Consider the following 20,918-nt stretch of genomic DNA (forward strand, 5'->3'; position numbering starts at 1 on the left):
TGGTCGCTGGCGGTTGGAAGCTGGGCCTTATGCCCGACCGGAAGGTGGCTGCTCACGATGGCGACTGAGTTTGTGATCTACACCGATGAATCGGTGAAGGACGGAGCGTACTTCTCCAATTTCTACGGCGGCGTGCTGGTCAGGTCTCATGATCTGTTGAGCGTGTCCGGCCGACTCGCCGCATGCAAAGCAGAGCAGAACCTTCACGGCGAGTTGAAGTGGACCAAGGTGACCGAGAATTACCTCGATAAGTACGCGTCGGTGATGGATGCCTTCTTCGATCTGATCGCGGCGGACTTGGCGAAGGTGCGGATCATGTTCACCAACAACACCTACATTCCGCAGGGGCTGACGTCGGAACAGCGGCAGTCCGAGTATCACCGACTGTACTACCAATTCATCAAGCACGGCTTTGGACTCGCGTTCTCAAATGAGGAGCACGATGGACCGAAGCGAGTTCGGTTGAACATGGATCAGATGCCCACCAGTCGCGAAGAAACCGCCAAGTTCAAATCCTTCATCGAGGCACTGTCGCGTAACCCTGAAATGCGCCGAGCGAACGTCGACTTTGACCGGCAACAGATCGCAGAGGTGAATTCCAAGGATCACGATCTTCTGCAATGCCTGGACGTTGTCCTAGGGGCGATGACTTTCCGGTTGAATAACTTGCACCAGGTGAAACCCGAAGGGCAGAGTCGGCGAGGCAAACGCACCATCGCCAAAGAGAAGCTTTACAAACATATCTCAGCGAGGGTCCGGCTGATCTATTCGCATTTCAACATCGGAGAATCGACCGGAATCCAGGGTGACCTGGCGAACCGCTGGCGACACCCCTATCGACACTGGAAGTTGGTGCCGCGAAACCACGACCGTGACATGACACGCACCAAACCATGATCACCGTCAGTGCACAAAAAAACCCCGTGCTCACTATGTCTTGCGACGTGCCCCAAGTGGAACTTGAGCCTTCGAGAGCGACAGGGTCTTTTCAAATGATCGACTAGAAACCACAGAAAGTCAAGCGAGACCTGAGATTCGGGGGCCAGAAATCCCGCCGCCGAATGGGGATGGCAACAAGTTACGCGAGAAATCAACATGAACTCTGACTCCAAAGAAGCCGCTTTCCAGCAGGACATCATCGACCAGATGGTCGCGGGCGGTTGGAAGCTGGGCGATCCGGCAAAGTACGACCGCAAACTGGCTCTCTACACCGACGACTGCCTGGAGTACGTCAAAACGACTCAGCCCAAGACCTGGGAAAAGTACGTGACGCTTTACCCGGCCAATGCCGAGCAAGCGTTTATCGAAAAGCTCGCTTCGCAGCTCTCCAAAGCCGATCCACAGGCCAGTGACAAATCTCTGCGTACCTACGGCACTTTGGGCGTGTTGCGGCACGAACTGCGTGACAAGTCGGCTTCGTTCAAGATGTGCCAGTTCAAGCCGGAACACGGGCTGAACCCCGACACGCAGATGATGTACCAGGGCAACATCCTGCGAGTCGTCCCTGAACTCGTTTATAGCCCCTACGCCACGGCTGCCGAACTGGCGGAAACCGGTAAACGCGCCAAAGCATGGCGGATCGACCTGGTGCTTTTCGTCAACGGCATCCCCGTTGCGACGATGGAACTGAAGAGCGAGTTCAAACAGATCGTCGAGAATGCGATTCGTCAGTACAAGAAAACTCGACTGCCGAAAGATCCCGAAACGAACAAGCCTGAACCGCTGCTGACCTTCAAACGCGGTGCCCTGGTTCACTTCGCCGTCAGTCAATACGAGGCCGCGATGACGACGCGTCTGGACGGTGCCGACACGAAATTCCTCCCATTCAATCGTGGAGCCAACGGCGGTGGTGCCGGCAACGACGTTCCAGAGGATATCCATGAATACGCGACCGGCTATCTGTGGAATGAAGTGCTGGCTCCCGAGAATCTTCTCCAGATCATTGGACGCTTCATCCATCTGGAGATCAAAACCGAAGAGGCGTGGGACGGTCGCAAGGCGAAAAAGGAGACGCTGATCTTCCCTCGCTATCAACAATGGGATCTGGTCCGCAAATTGGTCCAGACGAGCCGCGAAGAGGGCCCCGGCCACAAATACCTGGCTCAACACAGCGCGGGCAGCGGCAAGTCCAACAGCATCGCTTGGACAGCTCACCAGCTGTCGTCTCTCCACGATTCGTACGGGAACAAAGTTTTCCACAGCGTCATCGTCGTCACCGACCGTACGGTGCTCGACGATCAACTGCAGGACACGATCTACCAATTCGAGCATGCCGATGGCGTGGTCGGACGAATTAACCGGGATGAAGGCCAAGGTTCCAAATCAGAGAAGCTGGCGGCCGCACTCGAAAGCAGCCAACCGATCGTGATCGTGACCATCCAAACGTTTCCGCATGTTCTGAAAGCGATCGAAGACAACGTCAGCCTGAAGGAACGCAGTTACGCGATCATCGCCGACGAAGCCCACAGTTCACAGTCAGGACGTACCGCGGGCAAGCTGAAAGAGGTTTTGCTGAAAGAAGGTGAGGACGACGGCGACGACGAGAGTGACTTCGAAGACAAAATCAACGCCAGCGTGGTGGCTCGCAAACCATCCACCAACCTCAGCTACTACGCCTTCACCGCAACACCAAAGAGCAAAACCCTGGAGCTATTCGGCAGACTCCCCAAGCCGGACCAGCCACCCAATAAACGCGATAACAAGCCAAAGGCGTTCCACGTCTACAGCATGCGTCAAGCGATCGAAGAGGGTTACATCCTCGATGTGCTGCAGAACTACACGAGCTACAAGGTCGCGTACAACCTCGCTCAGAAGGTCGCCAAGCCTGATTACGAAGTGGACGCCAAGAAGGCCAAGGTCCGCGTCGGCCAGTGGGTCCGATTGCACGATTACAACATCGCTCAAAAGGTGAAGGTGATCGTGGAGCACTACCGTCAAACCGTGATGGGGCTGCTCAATGGGCACGCCAAGGCGATGGTCGTGACGGGCTCACGCAAGGAGGCGGTTCGCTACAAACTGGAGTTCGACAAATACCTGAAAAAGAAGAAGTACGGCCAACTCGCAGCGATGGTTGCTTTTTCGGGAGAAGTGGAATTCAGCAAGGACGATCCCAATTGCGAATCACTGCTGGGCGAGAAGTTCACCGAAGGCGGCATGAACCCCGACTTGAAAGGCCGCGACATGCGGAAGGCTTTCGACACGAAAGAGTTCCACGTGATGATCGTCGCCAAGAAGTTCCAAACGGGGTTCGATCAGCCCAAACTCTGCGCAATGTACGTCGACAAGAAGCTCGGCGGTCTGGAGTGCGTGCAAACTCTCTCGCGTCTCAATCGAACCTACCCTGGAAAGAAGGAGACCTACGTCCTGGATTTCTTCAACGATCCCGAGGACGTGCTGGCTGCGTTTCAGGAGTACTACGAGACGGCAACGCTGCTCGATGTCTCCGACCCCAATAAGATCTGGGACCTGTTCGACAAGCTGCGTGCAGCCGGCATCTTCCTGTGGACGGAGGTGAACCAGTTCAGCGAGGTCTTCTACACGAAGAGCAAGAGCAACGCGGCACTCAGCAACGTTTGCCGACCGGCACGTGATCGCTGGCAAATTCGATACAAGGAAGCCAGGGAGAAATTCGAGTGCCACAAAAAGCTGTATCAACACGCCAAAAAGCTGGGCGACGCGACGTTCATTGCCAACTCCGAAGGCGACATGAACGAGGCGAAGAAGGAAATGGACGCACTCGGCGTTTTCAAATCCGATTTGATCTCGTTCAGCCGATACTACGAGTTCATGTCGCAGATCGTCGACTACGACAGCACCGACCTCGAGAAACTGAACCTTTTCGCTCTCCATCTCGCACCGTTGCTTCGCGAGGAAGCTCCCAAGGAGGATCCGATAGACCTGTCGTCGATCGATCTGACGCACTACCGCCTTTCGAAGATCAAACAGCAGGACCTGCAGCTGGTCAAGGAAGGAGCCGAGGGCCTAAGCGTCGGCACGGATATCGGCACCGGTAAACCGAAGTCGAAGCAGGAGATTTTCCTCTCCCAGTTGATCGCACGCTTGAACGAGCTGTTCATCACGGACGGGCTGACGGACCAAGACCTGATCAACTACGCGTACACAATCCGCGACAAGGTGCGAGAGAATGAGCGGGTCATGAATCAGATCGAGAACAATTCACCCGAACAAGCCTTGCTGGGTGACTTCGCCGAAGCACTCGACGACGCGGTGATGAGCAGTAGCGAGGTACACCAAAACCAAATGGCCCAGTACCTCAACAACCCAGAACTAGCCGCCAGATTCCAGCGAGTGATCTTCGATTTGCTGCTGGCGAAGGGGGCCTAGCGTCGAAATTCTACCTAAGCGTTCTTACTCACGGTTGGCGGTCAGGCTGATCTGCTCCCCTTTTCTGTACCAACGACAGTGAAAAAAAGCGAGCTTCATCTGGCAGGGCGCGCCCGGCTAGGTGAAGCGGGGCGAATCTTGGGGGCCGAGATAAAAGTCACGCCCTGCAAGGGTGACCACACGATTGGCCGCTGAGGTGGTAGCGGCGAACGGGGGTTTTGGCTTTGAGCTTTGCCATGGGGGAAACTCTCGTTTGAGAGCTGTACCCGACCGCTTAGACCGTTTTTCGGTACAAGCCTGGGACTTAACGGGGCCGCACACCAATTCGGTGGTAACGCTTAGAGGCGTTTCGGCTATCGAGAGGATTGCATTACTGCAAAAGAGGCGACGGTGGGATTCGAACCCACGAATAAAGGATTTGCAAAATCTCGGAAAACCGCTTGTAAATCACACTTTCTTCTATAAAGGCTATCGCCTTTTGTTCTCGCAAAATCAAGTTGCAATCGTGAGCAATCCCGGTTGATTAAAAGCAAGTAAATCAGGAAACAGGACAATCGTCATGACCCGTAAGCGGGAATAATCCCGGCACTGCATCTAAGCCAAGATGACGTGCGGTTCGTCGATAGATTGTGTCTAGTTTGGGTGGCGGGACTCACCAAGGACGGACCGGTATTCTCATTACGGTGAGGTCTATGATTGGCGATGCTGCCAAGCCGGGACTCTAACAGACTGAGCCGACCAAACGGACCGTTCTAATTAGTGGCTAAAAACATCATTAAAAGGGAATTGAAGTTAATTGATTTTAATTACCCTCATTTACCGGGGTGGAAACACTGCAAATTGCCGGGCGAAACCGCTGTTTGGTAAATGGAAGAACTACCAGTTTTGCACTATCGATTTGACGTCGGAACAGACACACCAACAGCGAGAACAGTCCTGTTGGGGGGGAGGCTGAGTGGTTGCAAACGTCAGACTGCTTTCCCAACCAGAAACTTCTCAGCCCGTTTGCTACCTCCAACGGCAGTATCGCTCTCTGCTGTGCTACGGGTATTTCTGGTTTCATCGGAATAGATCTCTTTCCGCCCCCATTGCCTCCCAGTGCACTCTGAAAGCCTTGCTTAAGCCATCGTTTAGCCATTTCTTAAAACAGATGCCGTTTGCGGCTATTTTTCAATACAGTCAAAGCCGTTTCGATCTAGCTGATCTTTTCCTCAGCGGCAGCAGTCTTGGTAGCGGTGGTGGTCACAGCGTAGCCGTGTTTGTGTTCCCGTTGTTATGGATTCGATGTGCCGCTTTGGCCACAGGGGCGGATGGGACCACACAGTCACCTTTGCCTCGAAAACACATCCAACGATGTTCCGGAGTTATTTCGAGAATTGTTTTTCGCCGGGGAAAACGTTGGGCAAACGTGCGCGGGCGACCTATAGAAACGCCCGCGATAAGGCCGTGGAAAAGCGACGTCGCGGACTCTTTGAGAAGATTGGTCGGTTGGTTAGCCGAACGGCCCAATAGCCGGGAAGAACGCTAAGACAACGGTAACGACCAGAATGGTATCGCTGCGTGCGAGTCCGTCTCCCGCTTTATCAACGGGCGGTTATCCGGATCGCTTCCATGACGAATGAGATTGAACATGTCGTAAAGGACTGGTGCGGAATCGGCGAAATAGCCATGTCCGAGAAGTTCGGAAACCGGAAAGCCCTCAACCAAAATCGTGTCCACGCCCTCTACTCGCGTTACAGGTGGAGCCAAGCCAAGCCGAGGGAAATCGTGTAGTCGCTCGGACAAATGGACAGCCAAGTCACCTCGCGAAACGTAAGAAGTCATTCGTTTTGGGATCCCACGGAATGTCGGCGTTGCTTGCTTGAAGCGATCCACATCGATATCTGCTGCAGCGAAAATCAATTGCCCAAGCTCACCAGGAAGCTCTGCTGCAGTTGCGAGCTTCTCAAAGAGATTGACCGCGAGCCGGTTTCCCATGCTGTGGGCGACAACGTGCAAAGGGACGTCTGGAAACTTGCTCAAAATCTCGAACACGAAATCGTGGCAATAGCTCACGCTAGTTTCGATCGTTGCTTCGTCCGCCGAGTACCCCATTGGAGATTCGGCCGACGGCCAGCTATAGAAAAATGTTGAACCTGGGATCTTCAAATCGACACCGAGTTGTCCGGCGCGAATCGCGGCATCGTTAAACGAATTCTGGAACCCATGAATAAACAGGAGATTGCAGTGATTCCCCTCGGAACGCTGCATCCATGATCGAGCAAACGCGAAGAACTCTTCAGTTCCCATACCCTGCGTTCCGACGACACGTCTTTGATCGCTCTTTGCTGATTTGAGCAACGCAAGAAATGCTTTCCCTACTCCTCCAAACTTGTGGGTCTTAGGAAGTTCAACCAGGCACGACCCTCGCCGCAATTCGTAGCCACGACGATTTGAATACCCCTTGCTTAGATCGCTCGCATCAACTGGTTCGCGATTTGTTCCATAAAAAACAGTGTATTGCTTCGGTTCGCAGACGGGCTCCTCCGTTCGAGGGCGAAGTTTCTCCCAGATCGACTCGGGACGAACAGGCTTCCAGTTTCGCGATGGACGAGGCGTGGCGTTGGCGATCCCAAACATCGCTGCCCAACGTTCGTCGGCTTCAACCAGATTGACACCGAACATGTCAGCAACAGCACGCGCACCATCAATTGAATAATCCTCCGTGTCCGCAAAGCCAACGACCAGCCGGATTGGTAGTTTAGTCAGGGCACCCAATCGCGCGACGAGACGAGTTAGCACCTTGGCGTACCCTTTGCCTCGTTCCTCTGGCCGAACGAAAAACTCATCGACGTCGAGAAACCCGTCTCTTCGGATGCAAAACGCCCAAGCTAAGTACTCGTCGTTATCGATGTCGAAAATCTCAACGCAATGAACTCCGTCTCCGTATCTGTCCCCTAGTTTCCATCCGCGTGAGATAATCCCAGTTTCGCCATTCGTTGGTACAGACAATGCATGGGGCGTGATATTCCACGCAGACACGATCGACCTATCCCAGTTCTCAATCGGGAACGTTCCGAAACTATCATCACCCCATTCTTGTCCCCATGAATTCGGAAACAGAAACCGACTCTGACTCGGGTCATACCCAAGTAATGGAAATGCATGAGACGTTTTGAATTGCGGGTCGTCACCAAGGATCGGAATATTGCCTTGCGGCGGATCGTACCAATCTTCGTTAATCTCGCAGGCAAATCGAACTTCCCTGCCTCGTTGAATTCGCTGGATTGCCTCTGTTGGGGATTGAACGCGGTGGTAGGAAAGCAATCGGAACCATCGAGCTTCTTTCCAGACTGTACCCGAGACTTGAGCATAAGGTGTGCCTGTGGGGTGAAGCCTACGTGTGACATTGCCGAACATCCGCTCGCTTCGCCAGTGCGAAATCCCCCACACACCAGTTATATCGTCTGGGTTTCGGTGCTCCAATTTGTGAGCGTTTTGATATGGCAAATTGCTTAAATGGCTGTCGACAAGATCGCTCGCTAAAAACTCAGGCGAAATCACCAAATCGACGTTACGACGTAACTCTCCAGCACGATCCAAAATCGGACTTGTCCATAGATACTGAAGCGTGGATGAAGCAATGCTTTTCTTGCGTACCCTCACTGAACCCTTCCGATCTCAACCGTACTCTGATGCAGCCTATTTATGTTGGCCCAATTCACTAAAGCCTACCTTGGAACAATTTCTTCGCTCTCAGCATCGTAGCGATACTTTACGATTTCGCCGTTAACTAGCATCTCGATTGCCGCCTCGATCGTATGAAGTGGGATAACGAACCATTCGCGAGGCGTGTAGCGTTTGCTTGTGATACCGAAAACGTCGAGGTTCAAACAGGCATTTCCGAAAAAGCGGTGAAGCAGTTTTTCTAGCTTCTGCGGGTTTGCGTTGTAGACTTCGCACTCCATCGCCACCTGAACGTCCGCCATGAGGTAGGTCGGTTCCTGTGCCGCATTCTGAATTCGCGTTTTGACTGGCTGAGTCGAGAAACCAATTTTGAACAAGTTATCGATTTCCTGAATGTTCGGGTCTTCGCTCAGTGAACGAAGCACGTACACGTAGCCGGTCGGTTCGTCCTCCGAATTGACCTTTAGTTTTTCGTCCAGCAGGTCGGGCTGATCGTGAGCGACGATCTGACGACTGTTTTCGTCTTTCCAGAATGCAGCTGCCAGCGAACGCAGCAGCATGTTTGATTCGGTGCCGTTGTCGAATACACAATACAGACGCGCATTGAAATTCCCGAACCCTTTCTTTTCCCATTTGCCGCGACCAGCGACGTAAACCATCATGCCTTGCAGAATGAAAATAGTTTCCGGTCGTATTTGACGTTCGCTCTTGAACGGAACAGTTTTCTTGACGCCAGACTTCAAGTCAGAATTCGCTTGCTTAAAGAGCGGCTCAAACTGGTCAAACTCGTTGCAGGGTTTTCGCTTCGCAACGTGGTCCTGCTTCGCTGCCTGCTTCGACACGTTCTTCAAAGTGAATATGTCGGCGGCGATTGCTTCCACATTGTTCGGATCCAGCAGCCCCAAAACGTCATCCGCCAAAATATCTTCAACGGAGTTGATTTCAATCGACGATCTCGCATTCTCTGAATTCAACACCACATCCGCCAGCAGATCATGCCGGTCATACTGCAACAACGAAGCTGCCTTATCCGGATCGGCACGAAGACCCTCAAGCCTGCTGGCAAGCTTCCGCTCGCCAATGTCGCGGCCCTTGGTTGGAACGCTTCCCTTTGCATCGATGAAGGTGTTGATCTCCTCGAACGATGCCACCAAGCGTTCGTCCGCCGTGATCGCCAAAGACACCTTCGGTCGGTGAACGAGCAGCCCAAGAGGATCATTGGCAAGAATGTCGGCCAGTTCCTTCTCGAAATCCATCATTCGACACCTTCTGAAACTGCAGTCGCCGCTTGCTGAGCAGCCAGTTGTCGGCGCTTGTTCGTGAGGTAGACAATTGCTTCAGCTAGCCGCTTCTCAAGTGGTTCGGCAGACTTAATGTCTGGCTGGCGACCATGGCTTTCGATGAACGGTTTCATTTTATCACGATACAGCAGAACCGCTTCTTCGTCTGTCATCGCGATTCGCCCAGCATCGATCGACTGCTGGATCACCTTTAGCAAACCGGCTGTTACCGACTTGGAAAGAATCTCGAAAGCCTTTTGGAACGGATTCACACGATCAATCAAATCGATATTCAACTCGTCGATGTTCACGAACTTGTTTGCCATCAAAACGAACTTCTTACCGCCAACTTCTTTGATCTCTCCGTTCTTAATAACCGAGTCGACGACGACGTGTTGACGAAGTTCTTCGATCTCGGCGTCGCTAAGTTCTGGGTATTTCTTCATGATGACCTTGGGAATCATCACTTTGTTAATAACTTCGGGATCGATGAACTCACCAGGCAATACCTGCAGCATCTTGCTGTCCTGAAGGATCGTCGCTTTCAAATCGTTCAAGTCGGATTCGACGATTTCTTTGACACGAGCGGTACTCGGCTCTTTGAATCCTCGAATCTTCAGTGTGCCGGCTTCCTCGGTTTCATCGCCAAATTTCTTTGTCTTGAATTTGAAGTTCGGTGCGAGTACTTGCTCCATCAACAACGAGGCTGTGATCGCCTTGAGCATATTGTTCACCGACAGCTTCACTTGGTCGTCTGCTGCGTCCGGCTGAGCGATCAGATTCGTGAATTGAGCATGCGTTTTGTTGTCGCTGTCGCGTGTTGCTCGTCCAATGATTTGGATGATTTCGGTGAGAGAACCGCGATAGCCGACTGTCAAAGCGTGCTCGCAATACGGCCAGTCGAATCCTTCCTTCGCCATCCCGAGAGCGATGATCAAATCCATGTCGTCGACGTCCTTCATTTGTCGAAGATACGAGACGACCTTATCTCGGTCACTCGGAGTGTCGTTCACCAAGTCAGCGACCTTGATCAATTTTCCGTCGGTCTTTCGCTTGACGAATATCACTCCGGAGTCAGGATCAACGCGAGCGACATCGCCGATGATGTCCAGAATCGAATCGACTTCCTTATGCTTGTCCTTCGTCGATTCGCCCGCGTTCACGTTTGGGATGTGCAGAATCGTTTTCTTGTCGGTGTCGAGCACTTCATCGATGGCGCTGAGATATCGGCCTTGGTAGAAATGGTAGCCGATCCCAAGAGTCTTCAAATGCGTGTAGCCGTTGAGTTGCTCGTAGTAGTTGTAGGTGACCTTGCTAAACTTCGCTTCATCTTCTGGTGAGAGAACGGGCAAGGTGTCGCCACGGAAATACGATCCTGTCATCGCAATGATGTGCGCCGATGTATTCGACATGATCGAACGCAACACTTCGCCAAGCCGATTGTCGGCGTCGGCGGAAACGTGATGGAACTCGTCAATCGCCAATAGCACATCGTTGAAGTCCGTAGTTTCCACAGCATCGAACGCAAATCTCAGCGTCGCGTGAGTGCAAATGCAAATGGCTTCATTGGGATCGGCCAAGAATTTCTGAACCGCCTTAACTTTGCTTTTGTCACCACCCGGCGTGCAAAGGTTGTAGTCCGGATTGAATCGCCAGTCAGCGAAGAATCCATGGTCCGTCAAATCTGTCTGATCAAACGAGCCGCCGATCGAACGTTCGGGAACGGCGACGATCACTTTCTTAATTCCTTGGTTGAACAATTTGTCCAATCCAAGAAACATCAAGGCACGTGATTTCCCAGACGCTGGAGGCGCTTTCAGGAGTAGGTATTGCGAAGCGCGTGCCTCAAATGCGCGTGCTTGCATATCTCTCATGCCCATTGAATTCGTGGACAAGCTGCGTCCGGTTTGTGCGTAGGAAACGTTTACAAGGTTAGGCATCAGCTTTGGACCCACGTATAATTAGTTCACTATATCGTTGCAGCAACACTTCAATCCTCTCATCGTCATCTTTGAACGGCTTGCTTCGATAGCAACGTTCGACGGTCTCATCCAACCGCTGGTGCATTTCTCGAAGAGACCCTGGCATTTTTGAGGGCGCATACAAATCGGAGAGTGTTTTCTCGGGGTGTTCTTCACGCGAATCAATAACGCCAAAGACACACGATTCAATTTCCTGTTTTTGTGATTCTGCGAGGTCAGGAAATGGGAAAGTGTTGTAGCAAAGAGCAGAAGCGTATCGCAGGTCTGTCTTCAAGCGTCCGGCAACCGTTCGAACCCAGGTCACGTGAAGTCGAGAAGAGACAACCCCGAATACCCAAGGCGGTGGATCGTATATGGCCATAGCGGAATGCAGGATAATTGCTCGGTTATCGAGAAATCCAATTGGAATGTATTCTCGCTTTTCAGAGGATACAGCCGGAACAATGATCGAGTTGGACTTTGCTGTATGCGTATATCGGAACTGATGCGAACGGCTTACGAGCCCCCGAGCGACTTCACCTCCAGAAGCGCGAAACTGTCGCGTCTTGTCGATGCGTTTAGCAATTTCCGGAATCTTCATCGCCGCCTCGACGTCTTCGTCCTCAAGCCAGATACACCAACGGTCAATTCCACTCAAAAAATTTGACGATCCAAAGGTCGGTCTGATCCATTTCTCCATTTCCGGATGCTTGGCAAGCAAACTTTCACGTTCGGGAGATGTCAGCAACAAATTCTTTCCGTCGTAAGGGTTGTTGCCAGTTATCATCGTTGGCAAGGCACTAAGTGACTTCGCTGTAGGAGCGACAATTACATCCACTCCAGGAGCCAGATATGCGTTGATAAACCGTACGTTTCGTTTTCCATGGTCATCGTAGATCACCACTGCGTCTGGTTGATTCGCAAGCCCGATGATCGAGCACGTGATCTGAGCATTGCCCTTTGCGTTGTTGGACCATTTGAAAGGCTTGTGTGCGAAATGGATTTGCACACCCAGGCGAAAGACTAATGGCCAAAGTTGCGGAACCTGCGACCCCTGGCATATCGAGCTTGTCGTCACGAAGGCGCTTCGAGCGTTAGCGTTCTCGGACACATACCTTGCTGCTTTCATGAACCAAGAAGCAATGTAATCAAGCTGCCCACAGTTTTTGGCATTCTCAAACACCAAATCCATGTCTGACTTTTGTTCAGCCGACTGTGACTTGCCCCCAAGGTATGGAGGGTTCCCCAATATGTAGACTTCATTTTCGCTGTCAGATGGGCACACCTCTTCCCAATCGATACGTGTTGCATTTTCGTGCGCGACATGGCCTCCATCGTGAAGCGGTAGCGTCGGCCTCGCACTTCCAAAGACAGATTCAAACGCCAGATTCATTTGGTGTTCGGCCAGCCAGAGTGAAAGCTTCGCTGTCTCAGCCGCGAAGCCGTCAATCTCGATGCCGTAGAACTGAGTCAGTTGAATTTTGCTCTCGAATTGAAACGACTGCTGATCGCCGTAAATTCTCTGAAAGATCTCGATTTCGAGTTTAGAAAGCTCTTTATACGCGATGATGAGAAAGTTACCGCTGCCGCAAGCCGGATCGAAAACGCGAATTCGGTAAAGCCTTTCAAGTAAAGATTCGAGTTTCTTGCGGTTCGATCCCGCCTTGTCGAGTTCGGCCCGAAGCGATTCCAAGAACAACGGCTCGATCACTTTCATGATATTTAGAACCGACGTGTAGTGGATTCCGAGATTCCCGCGTTCGCTGCTGTGCACGACGGCTTGAATCATCGATCCGAAGATATCTGGATTTATGTCTCGCCAATTCAAACTGCCGCAATCCAGAATGATCTTACGTGACTGCACATCGAACTTTGGTACCGGGTGCTCGTCGCAGAACAACCCTCCATTAACGTAAGGGAAATCAGCCAAGTACTTCGGCAGGTCTCTGCGGTCTTCAACTGCCAGCACTTTAAAGAGTCGTGTAAGGTACTGCTGCAGATCGCTTCCATCGGGTGCGGTGTGTGAATCTATCGCTTTCGTGAATTGATCTTCCGCGAATATGCGAGTGTCTTCAGCGAAGAAGCAGAATAGCAAACGTGCAAGAAAGATATTCAGTGAATGCCGTTCTGTATCAGTCTTGGGCGGATTGGATTCGAGTATCAGATCGTAAAGCCGGCCCATCTTCTCGGCCGCTCGAATGTCCGCAACGCTCTCGCTCCGCAGTTGCGATTTCTCCATGCCAGCCCAGGGCAAGAAGAAATCAAAGTGTTTGGCGAGGTCACTTAGCGGAGTCTCAAGTGAATCATCAGTCTTCGTGTCGGACGCGAGCAGCGTCTCGCCATCCGTCACAACCACAAATCGTGGCTTCGCAGACTTCACACGAGAATTTGATTTCAGTTGATCCACCAATCCATGCAAGTCCGCAGAATCGTGATGGGCATAGCAAACACGATTCTTCCAGAGCAAATCGCAGTCGCCTTTTCCTAGGTTCGATGTTCCCTTTCGCAAGCGAGTAATCGAGGCTTTGGGCAGTTCGTAGGCGAGCAACAAGTCGTAGATGAAATTTTCAGCGTCAAATCCGTCAGTCAGTTCACGAATGATTTCTTCAAGTTGCTCAATATTCATCGCGGCTTCTTACCTGCGGGATGTTTCGTCTCGGTCTCGTCGCTCGTGTCCAGCCAGCGATCAATGACGTCTCGTTTGAATCGCCAGTGCTTGCCGACCTTCTGGCCAGGGACCTTTCCTTCTTGAACGAGCTTGTAGAGCGTCGATTTGGAGACTTTTAAGTAGGTCGCCAGTTCGTCGATCGTTAGCACTTCGTCGTGTTTGGCTTGCATGGCGTTGCCAATGTTTTGGTGAGCGTAGTTTGCCCCTGTGACACGTTTGATCGTTCAGAAGGGGGATTGTCTCCCTAGCTATCAGTTGTTGTCAATTAGTGGTAAGGCAATAAGAAAGACCGGCCGCCTTTCGACGGCCGGCCATGCGTTTCGCTTGGACGGTTGCTGGGCGCTGATCCAGGTCCGTTGGTCACGTTCGTAAATCTGCTTGAAATCGAACGGGGTTGACTGGTCACAAATTTGTCGGAACGATGTGGCGACCAGCGTTCCGGCATCCGTGGCCAAAGTTGCCGCGTAGTCGGCGGCCGGAGGCATACCGAACCGTTCGGGGCTGTAGAATTCGACCGACCGCACATCGTAGCTCAGGCGGCGAGCGCGGGCGTACAGGTGGTAGGCGATCCGCATGAACCGGACTTCGGGCGTGGTCCACTGTGGCGTCGTTCGTCGCCGTCTTCGTCTTGCGAAACGGCCTCGGCGCTTCGGCGCGGATGGGTTGCTGGTTGTACGGACGCGGTTTAAAGAGCGACGGGCGTTCCAGACAGTGGGGGACAGTTCGCGCAGCGACGTTCCGAGCAGCTTGTTGTACGTTCGCTCGGGGAAGTCTGGCTGGATATTGAGATCGCCCAGAACATTCACTGGCCCGCGCCGTCCGTCCCAATCGGGAAACGTATGGTGCTGATGCATATGGACGCTGGACGACGTGTAGCCTTAACAAATCGTGTTGGCCCCGAACAGCGGAGGTAGACTCGTTTGCGGGATCACCCAAAGCGGCGATCCGGATAGCTCAGCGGGCGCAACGCGGTAGCAGAGGTCTCTGGCGTCCGAAATGACTCGTTCCATGTCCATGGGTGCATCCTTGCGGGAGAATGGGCTCGCCGAAACGAGTTTTTATGTGTTTTGTGGGCTGGAGTTCGTTCGGGAAATTGCAATAAACTGCAATAAGTAGGGCGGCGGTTCCCGTAGGCGTGACGGGAGAACCGATTTTCGCCGGAGTACCTATCTCATTCTGTCTTGGAGATTTTCGTGACATTCAATCCAAGAATTCTGTTCTACGGCCCCTCAGCTGTTGGCAAGTCAACATTGCTTCGGAGCGTTACGTCACTCGTTGACGAACGTGTAATTCGAGCGAACGTTGTCGACCTAGAAAACATTCCCCGCTCCCTTCGGTGCAAAGCGGTTGGCGAGATATTTAGTTGGAATAGCTATGGCCCGCTCTTTGTTGGTGCAGCGGAGCTATATCCACCAAAACATTTTCCTTGGAGCGAATGGCGAGTTGTTGCGTTGATTCCACAAGACGAAGTTCAGTACATGCAAAGAGTTGGATGTCGAAATAGAGTCAACCCCGGCAAAGCAGACCAGAACGAAATCGAGAATTTGGGGGCGATTCGTCGTAATGTACGTGCAAACTCGAGTCGAATAGCGATCGAAATTGACCCTTTGCAATACGAAAATCGACCGCACGATTTATTGCGAGCAATCCTTGACACACTTTCGTCCTGAATCGCATTCGTTCGGCCGTGTCGCGCTTAAATTGGTTGCTTACGTTCTCGTTCGTTCGCCCTGCGCCCGCACTCAAAGCCAAAGCCCTGGGGCGTGGCTCATGCACGCACCCAGGGGGCACTAGGAGGTGTGTGCGTGCACGGGCGGAAGTATTTTGCCGGTTGGCTCGGGTTGCGGTTGCGTTCAATACTGGATGGGTTTGCTGGTTGTGAACCGCCAACGGTGGGCCAGAGCGGTGCAAGTCGGTTGCGATTTGCTACTCGACATTACTTTGAGGCAACTCCCTGTCGGCTCCACTCGCAATCAAGACCTTGCAGCACTTCGCATTGGATTTCTATGTAGTACACTTCTGGCCAAGAATTCGCAGATTGCATTAAACGTTTAAAGAGTCGGACATGGAATCGAAAAACATCATCGAGAATCATCACGACGGCAATTGGCACATCCTGCTTGCAGGAATGCCATCGATTTCCTCGCCTATGACACTCGCTCCTGGGATCACTCTGCAGCCGATTGCTGATAAACTTTCCATTTTTGACTTAGCCGCTGCGGGATCAGTTGGCTTTGGCAGTTGGACGGTCTTAGAACCCATTGCTGCATTCTGTAACTGCGAAATTGAGTCAGCAAAGGACTCTGACCTTACTCCCGGCTACGACACACTAAATCGTGCGTGGTTGGCATCATCACTTATGGTTCTACGAGGATTCAGTCGTCATTTTCCTGTTGCATGCTCTGCATACTCTTGGAATGAGATCGCTGGACATCAAAAGCGAACCTCTTCCATTTTCCAAAAACAGATAATTGAAGACGGACCTGAAGAGGCGGTAAATAACTCGAAGCGAGCATTGCCGAGATTTCACGGAAACCTTCTCGACTATCACCTTCATTTGGTCGTGGATCGGGGTTCGAGAGTTGCCAGTTTCGCTGAGGAAGATGCCCAGTGGATTCGTGACCGTTTCGAAAGCTTTAATAGACTCGCGAGCGAAAGCGAGTCATTCCGATTTGCTCTCGAATCATGCATTGACTGGCGTTACGCGAAAGATCCACGTTCTGCAGTTGCTCGATTGTGGAGCGGGATAGAAGCTGTTTTGGGAATAAGCTCTGAACTGGTTTATCGAATTTCATTGCTGTCTGCTTCATTGCTTACTCCACGTGGTGAAGATCGCAAGCAAAAGTTTCATGAAGTGAAGAAGCTTTACGGACTACGTAGCAAGGCAGTGCACGGGGAAAAGCTGACGGATGAAAAACTTGGACAAGCGGTGGACCACTCTTTTCTATTGTTGGTCGATCTTTTACTCCTATCAATTGAACGTGGACATGCACTTTCAGGAGATGATTTCGATGAGGCTGTTTTCGGGTAATACCATCATCTACTGCGTATCGCTGGAAACGTCATTTTGCCGCGTTGCCCGTTGTTCACGAACCTCGATAAGTAGCCGCGCGGTGTCTTCGGCCGCAGCCTCGGCGTCGGGATGTTCGTTGTCGGTAAGCTCAAGATAAACGTCCGTGTCTTCGTTCATGCTTCCCTGCCGTTATGCAGCTAAGAGGAAATGGGCATCCATCCGCGATGCGTTTCGGTCCCAATATTTAAGCCCATTGTTTCGGCATCGGTGAGCCAGCGTCCGACGGTGCCTATCGGTTGTTCCATTGCTTCGGCGACCTGCTGTTCGCTGAGCGGATCGCCGTTGCGCAGCTTGGCCAACGTATCGGCCGCCAACGTATCGGCCGCCAACGTTGCCCGTTCGTCCGCCAGCGACATCGACGCGTCGACCTGAGCGGGAACCCAACCGCGAGTGACGTCGCTGCTCTTTGTCCGAACCGGCTTGGCCCGCCCCACGGCGTCCACCATGTGTAGATAGATTAATGTCTGGTGCCCAGACAACCCAGCAGCCGCGCCGATCCGCTTGGCCGACACCGGCGCACCGTAGTGCATCTTCTCGATGGCGGCAACCACCTCATTTATCCGCGTTTCTTCGAGCGTTGGAAATTCGATCATACCTGGCTTTCCTTTCGTACTTCGTGCCACGGGGAACGCCTATCAACGTGAAATATGGCCAGAATGTAAAGCAACTGTTTGGTGTTTACTCCCTGTTGTTAGGAGGCACGTGCTAGATCGATTCATCGGTGTTTATGGCAAATCGTCGATAAACGAGCAATTGTTGGCTGCCCAGTCTGATCTGACCAATGAAAGCCCCTGATCGATCCAAACTGTCTCATGACAGTCATCGCAACCTATCCCCTCATCGTTGTCGGACAGATTCACTGATCCGCAGGCGTGGCATCTGATCCACGTTGATTGTGCGGATAGGTAGTCTGCCAATTTCGTCTTGTTTGGACTCGCTAACTCGAACGCGCCTTGTGGGATTGAAGGCTCATCGGAGCGTAGCAAAACCCGTCCTGGTCCCGGTGATATGACCGTAACGCCCATTGTCGCCAGTTCCGCGATGATCCCGGCAGCGCTCACAGCTCGACCTCACACCCACGCAGAGACGTTTTTTGTTCACCAGATAATGGAACGAGCAATTCGACGTTCGTTGGATCGATTATCGTTGCAGGTTCTTCAGTGGTCTTGCCCATGGATTGGAGATCGTCCGCTTCGGATCTCACATCGCCCGAATTTTGATTCGACGAGGCTGAAAACCGACTGCCTAGTCGAAATCTGTTTGCCCTAGATCCTGGTGGACCTGGCTTTCCTTTCTCGACTAGATCGAGCGTGCCATTCTTTACCCAGTGGCCCAATAGCCGATTCGCTTGGCGGTAGTTCAGACCAGTCAGCGTTCCGGCTTTGCGGCAACTAAGAAAAAACGTCGCTCCGTCGTGTAGGCGATCTAGTTCGACAATGAATTTGGCAAATCGAACCGCAGTGGAGTCGTCGGGATAGTTCGCAACAAAGTCTGGCTTCGGATTTTCCTGAGACCTTGCCCATGCACGCGTCACCATATCAGTACCGTCATCCGGAAAACGCACGCTATCGATTGCAGCATGCAATTCGGCGACGACAATGCCCGGGTCAAGATCGCTCGAGAACTTTCGGGCGGCATTAAACCAAAACAACCCATATTTCTCGACCACACTAGGACTTGGGGTTGTTCCAACGATCGCTACAAACTTTCGAGCAAAACGAAACACACCGGAGTTTTGCTTGCTGGCACCGCTGCTTGCAGTGTCCTGGATTGCGGCCGACAGAGCGTCGAACTGATCAGGTGTCACAGAGTGAACTGAGTCCACAGAGCTAACAGAGTGAACTGAGTCCGTAGAGTATAAAACTTCTGTATTCTCCGTGGACTCTGTGACATCTAGCAAACTATCGACCGCGGGAGCCCAGAGCTTGGCCCGTTCGATAGAATCACGCACAATCCATTCACCCTGTTCGCGACGAAGCACATCACGAACATCGTCACCGCCCTTGGCTTTCACTTGGCCGGGAAGCCTCGCAATCGAAACGCTGGCAGCGATTCCGAACAGATTACCAGCAGTCTGCTGAGCTCCGTTCATCCCGGCCCCATCCAAGTCCGGAACCACCACGACCGAAACGCCATCGAACAGGTTCGCATACTTGTCAGCCAATGACGATCCAGGAAGGCCAACGGCGTTGTATCCAAGTCCGGTCAGCGCAGCCGCATCTTTGACGCCTTCGACCATCAACCAAGTTTCGCCGGAAACTGGCAGGCGTCCAGGTAAGAACAATCCAGACGATCCCGCTCCGCTCTTGAACCGGCCTTTACCGCTTGGCGATAGGTCAAAGTGTGAATGAATCTCGCCATGATGATCGTACACGTTGACACGCGCAACTGACTCGCCTGCTCGTTCCTCTTCTTTAACACCGTATTTTTCGAACGCATCAACAGGCATCCGCTTTGCTTTGCAAACTTGTTCCGTGATACTGAGTCGTTTGGCAGGCTCATCGGAAAGCTGGTCCATCGGCAGGCCTAAGTAATCTGCAATTGCTCTCGCCGAGTTGCCCTGCGACAGGCCGGCAAACTCAGCGACCGTCGAGATTATATCCCCCTTAGGCCGATTATCAGTGCAGTTTCGACACGCGATTCTTCCGTGCTGATTTGCACCACCGTCACGACTATCGGGCCAAATGACTGAGCTACCCTTGCATCGCGGGCAGGGGTGATCGGTAGCCTGCTTGATGACAACATCCATAGGCAATGGAGTTAACGCCCCTATGATCTCAGCGCAACGTCCAGCCGCGGCTTCTTTAATTGCGGAGAAATTCATTGCCACACCGCCTCAAAACACTCGAGGCAATCCGGGACATGGTTCCGCACGAATTGACGAAGCTCATCAGGGGCGAACCTCAAGAAGAATGCATTAACAGCAGGCACTTCCCCAAAACACCCTTTAGAGTCAAGAAGATCGTCGACAAGCTTTTGCTGCTCGGCCATTGTCATCGCGGCGATAGATAGCCGTGATGATCGGCCGGTGGTACAATCAGGGTGCGAACTTGATTCGGGCTGTTGGCGTTGCTGCGCTGGCAGCCCTTTTTTCGTTGGCTGTCTCATATCAGATACCCTGCCTTTCCAATTCCGCCATCGCCTTTTGATGAGCGTCATTACGCTGGCGATTGGTTGCTGTTGGCAGTTGGCCGGTATCAGCTGCTTGAGTCGTCGCATCAATGTAGGCACGAACTGCCTCGACACTCGTTAGTCGGCGTCCTCCCACCTTCCACGTTTGCAGCCGAACACCGTGCTGGTTCGGTTTCTGGGACCATCGCAGGACCGTTGACAGTGCGGGTCTCATGCTAGTTGCTTCACGAACAGCATCAACGAGTGGCAGTAGATTAGTCGACTCATCGGAGCGGACTTGCTGGGGTGAATTAACCACGGTTCCCCCCCCTTGCTTTACGTCGTTTGCCTTTCGGTACGCGAGCATCATCAACCTGCAGGAACGTCGCAAGATCGCTATCCAGGATGTAGCGAGAGCCAGCGACGAGCCGGGAAGGTAAGACACGACCACGAACGCCGTCTTTGATCCATCGTCGATAGGTCATCGTAGACCAGGATCGCCCGATGAGTTGTTTCACTTCGCGATCCAACGAAGTGAAAGGAATTAGATTCTTGGGAGGCATGTTGAAACCTGAGTGAGTGTCAGGGTCACGCCATCGCTAAGATGGAAAGATTCGACGTGCGCAACCCTATCGTAAGAAAACGAATGGTTGACACGTCCCATGCAAGATACGCGGACTACCCCTTCGCGATGTTGCGAGGCCCGTTTGCCTGGGTAACCTACTTATGGCGGCTTGCTATGTGTGTCGGCCTATTCCTTCAGGCGTGCTTCGGCTAATCGTTGCCGTGATCGTTAGCACCGTCATGAATTGCAG

At 52.5% G+C, this 20,918-nt stretch carries 15 protein-coding genes; 3 read left to right on the forward strand and 12 right to left on the reverse strand.

All coding sequences use genetic code 11. The annotated features are described in order from the left end of the window. Nucleotides 1–57: 57 nt before the first annotated feature. Complete coding sequence (locus Pla52o_RS18085) at nucleotides 58–897, forward strand: DUF3800 domain-containing protein (protein WP_146596004.1); 840 nt, start codon at nucleotides 58–60, stop codon at nucleotides 895–897. Nucleotides 898–1,095: 198 nt separating this feature from the next. Beyond that, a complete protein-coding gene (locus Pla52o_RS18090; protein ID WP_146596005.1) occupies nucleotides 1,096–4,344 on the forward strand; it encodes a type I restriction endonuclease subunit R in 3,249 nt (1,082 codons plus the stop codon). A gap of 1,524 nt (nucleotides 4,345–5,868) precedes the next feature. Here the strand turns inward: Pla52o_RS18090 and Pla52o_RS27010 are convergent. From Pla52o_RS27010 to Pla52o_RS27015, 7 genes are all read right to left on the reverse strand, one after another. Beyond that, nucleotides 5,869–6,633, reverse strand: coding sequence for an alpha/beta hydrolase (locus tag Pla52o_RS27010; RefSeq protein ID WP_197169332.1), 765 nt, complete (start codon nucleotides 6,631–6,633; stop codon nucleotides 5,869–5,871). A 1,421-nt stretch (nucleotides 6,634–8,054) separates the two neighbouring features. Continuing rightward, nucleotides 8,055–9,269 carry a GIY-YIG nuclease family protein gene (locus Pla52o_RS18100; protein ID WP_146596007.1) on the reverse strand — a complete coding sequence of 405 codons (1,215 nt, stop codon included), beginning with the start codon at nucleotides 9,267–9,269 and terminating at the stop codon, nucleotides 8,055–8,057. Further along, nucleotides 9,266–11,164: a DEAD/DEAH box helicase gene (locus Pla52o_RS18105; protein ID WP_197169333.1), complete on the reverse strand. Its 1,899-nt coding sequence runs from the start codon at nucleotides 11,162–11,164 to the stop codon at nucleotides 9,266–9,268. Before Pla52o_RS18105 ends, Pla52o_RS18100 begins: the two co-directional genes overlap by 4 nt. 58 nt (nucleotides 11,165–11,222) lie before the next feature. Continuing rightward, nucleotides 11,223–13,877, reverse strand: coding sequence for a class I SAM-dependent DNA methyltransferase (locus Pla52o_RS18110; RefSeq protein ID WP_146596009.1), 2,655 nt, complete (start codon nucleotides 13,875–13,877; stop codon nucleotides 11,223–11,225). Continuing rightward, nucleotides 13,874–14,089 carry a helix-turn-helix domain-containing protein gene (locus tag Pla52o_RS18115; RefSeq protein ID WP_146596010.1) on the reverse strand — a complete coding sequence of 72 codons (216 nt, stop codon included), beginning with the start codon at nucleotides 14,087–14,089 and terminating at the stop codon, nucleotides 13,874–13,876. Before Pla52o_RS18115 ends, Pla52o_RS18110 begins: the two co-directional genes overlap by 4 nt. An 81-nt stretch (nucleotides 14,090–14,170) precedes the next feature. Beyond that, nucleotides 14,171–14,725 carry a hypothetical protein gene (locus Pla52o_RS18120; protein ID WP_146596011.1) on the reverse strand — a complete coding sequence of 185 codons (555 nt, stop codon included), beginning with the start codon at nucleotides 14,723–14,725 and terminating at the stop codon, nucleotides 14,171–14,173. 72 nt (nucleotides 14,726–14,797) lie between these two features. Further along, nucleotides 14,798–14,935: a hypothetical protein gene (locus tag Pla52o_RS27015; protein ID WP_197169334.1), complete on the reverse strand. Its 138-nt coding sequence runs from the start codon at nucleotides 14,933–14,935 to the stop codon at nucleotides 14,798–14,800. 1,049 nt (nucleotides 14,936–15,984) lie between these two features. On the opposite strand from Pla52o_RS27015, the gene Pla52o_RS18125 reads away from it, so the two are divergent. Next, on the forward strand, nucleotides 15,985–16,950 hold the full coding sequence (locus Pla52o_RS18125) for a HEPN domain-containing protein (RefSeq protein ID WP_146596012.1): 966 nt from the start codon (nucleotides 15,985–15,987) through the stop codon (nucleotides 16,948–16,950). Between the two features lie 9 nt (nucleotides 16,951–16,959). Here the strand turns inward: Pla52o_RS18125 and Pla52o_RS27020 are convergent, their stop codons facing one another. The 5 genes from Pla52o_RS27020 to Pla52o_RS27500 form a co-directional block, all read right to left on the reverse strand. Then, entirely contained in the window at nucleotides 16,960–17,109 is a 150-nt protein-coding gene (locus Pla52o_RS27020) for a hypothetical protein (protein ID WP_197169335.1), read from the reverse strand. Between the two features lie 20 nt (nucleotides 17,110–17,129). Beyond that, nucleotides 17,130–17,585 (reverse strand): hypothetical protein, encoded by a 456-nt coding sequence (locus tag Pla52o_RS18130; protein WP_146596013.1) that lies wholly within the window; start codon nucleotides 17,583–17,585, stop codon nucleotides 17,130–17,132. A gap of 464 nt (nucleotides 17,586–18,049) precedes the next feature. Continuing rightward, the gene (locus Pla52o_RS18135) at nucleotides 18,050–19,816 is read right to left on the reverse strand and encodes a hypothetical protein (protein ID WP_146596014.1); all 1,767 of its coding nucleotides are present in this window, start codon (nucleotides 19,814–19,816) and stop codon (nucleotides 18,050–18,052) included. Between the two features lie 285 nt (nucleotides 19,817–20,101). Then, the gene (locus Pla52o_RS27945) at nucleotides 20,102–20,473 is read right to left on the reverse strand and encodes a DUF1580 domain-containing protein (RefSeq protein WP_390620893.1); all 372 of its coding nucleotides are present in this window, start codon (nucleotides 20,471–20,473) and stop codon (nucleotides 20,102–20,104) included. Further along, the gene (locus Pla52o_RS27500; RefSeq protein ID WP_231612459.1) at nucleotides 20,415–20,666 is read right to left on the reverse strand and encodes a hypothetical protein; all 252 of its coding nucleotides are present in this window, start codon (nucleotides 20,664–20,666) and stop codon (nucleotides 20,415–20,417) included. Before Pla52o_RS27500 ends, Pla52o_RS27945 begins: the two co-directional genes overlap by 59 nt. Nucleotides 20,667–20,918: the final 252 nt, after the last annotated feature.

The sequence above is a fragment of the Novipirellula galeiformis genome, from assembly GCF_007860095.1.
GTDB lineage: Bacteria > Planctomycetota > Planctomycetia > Pirellulales > Pirellulaceae > Novipirellula > Novipirellula galeiformis.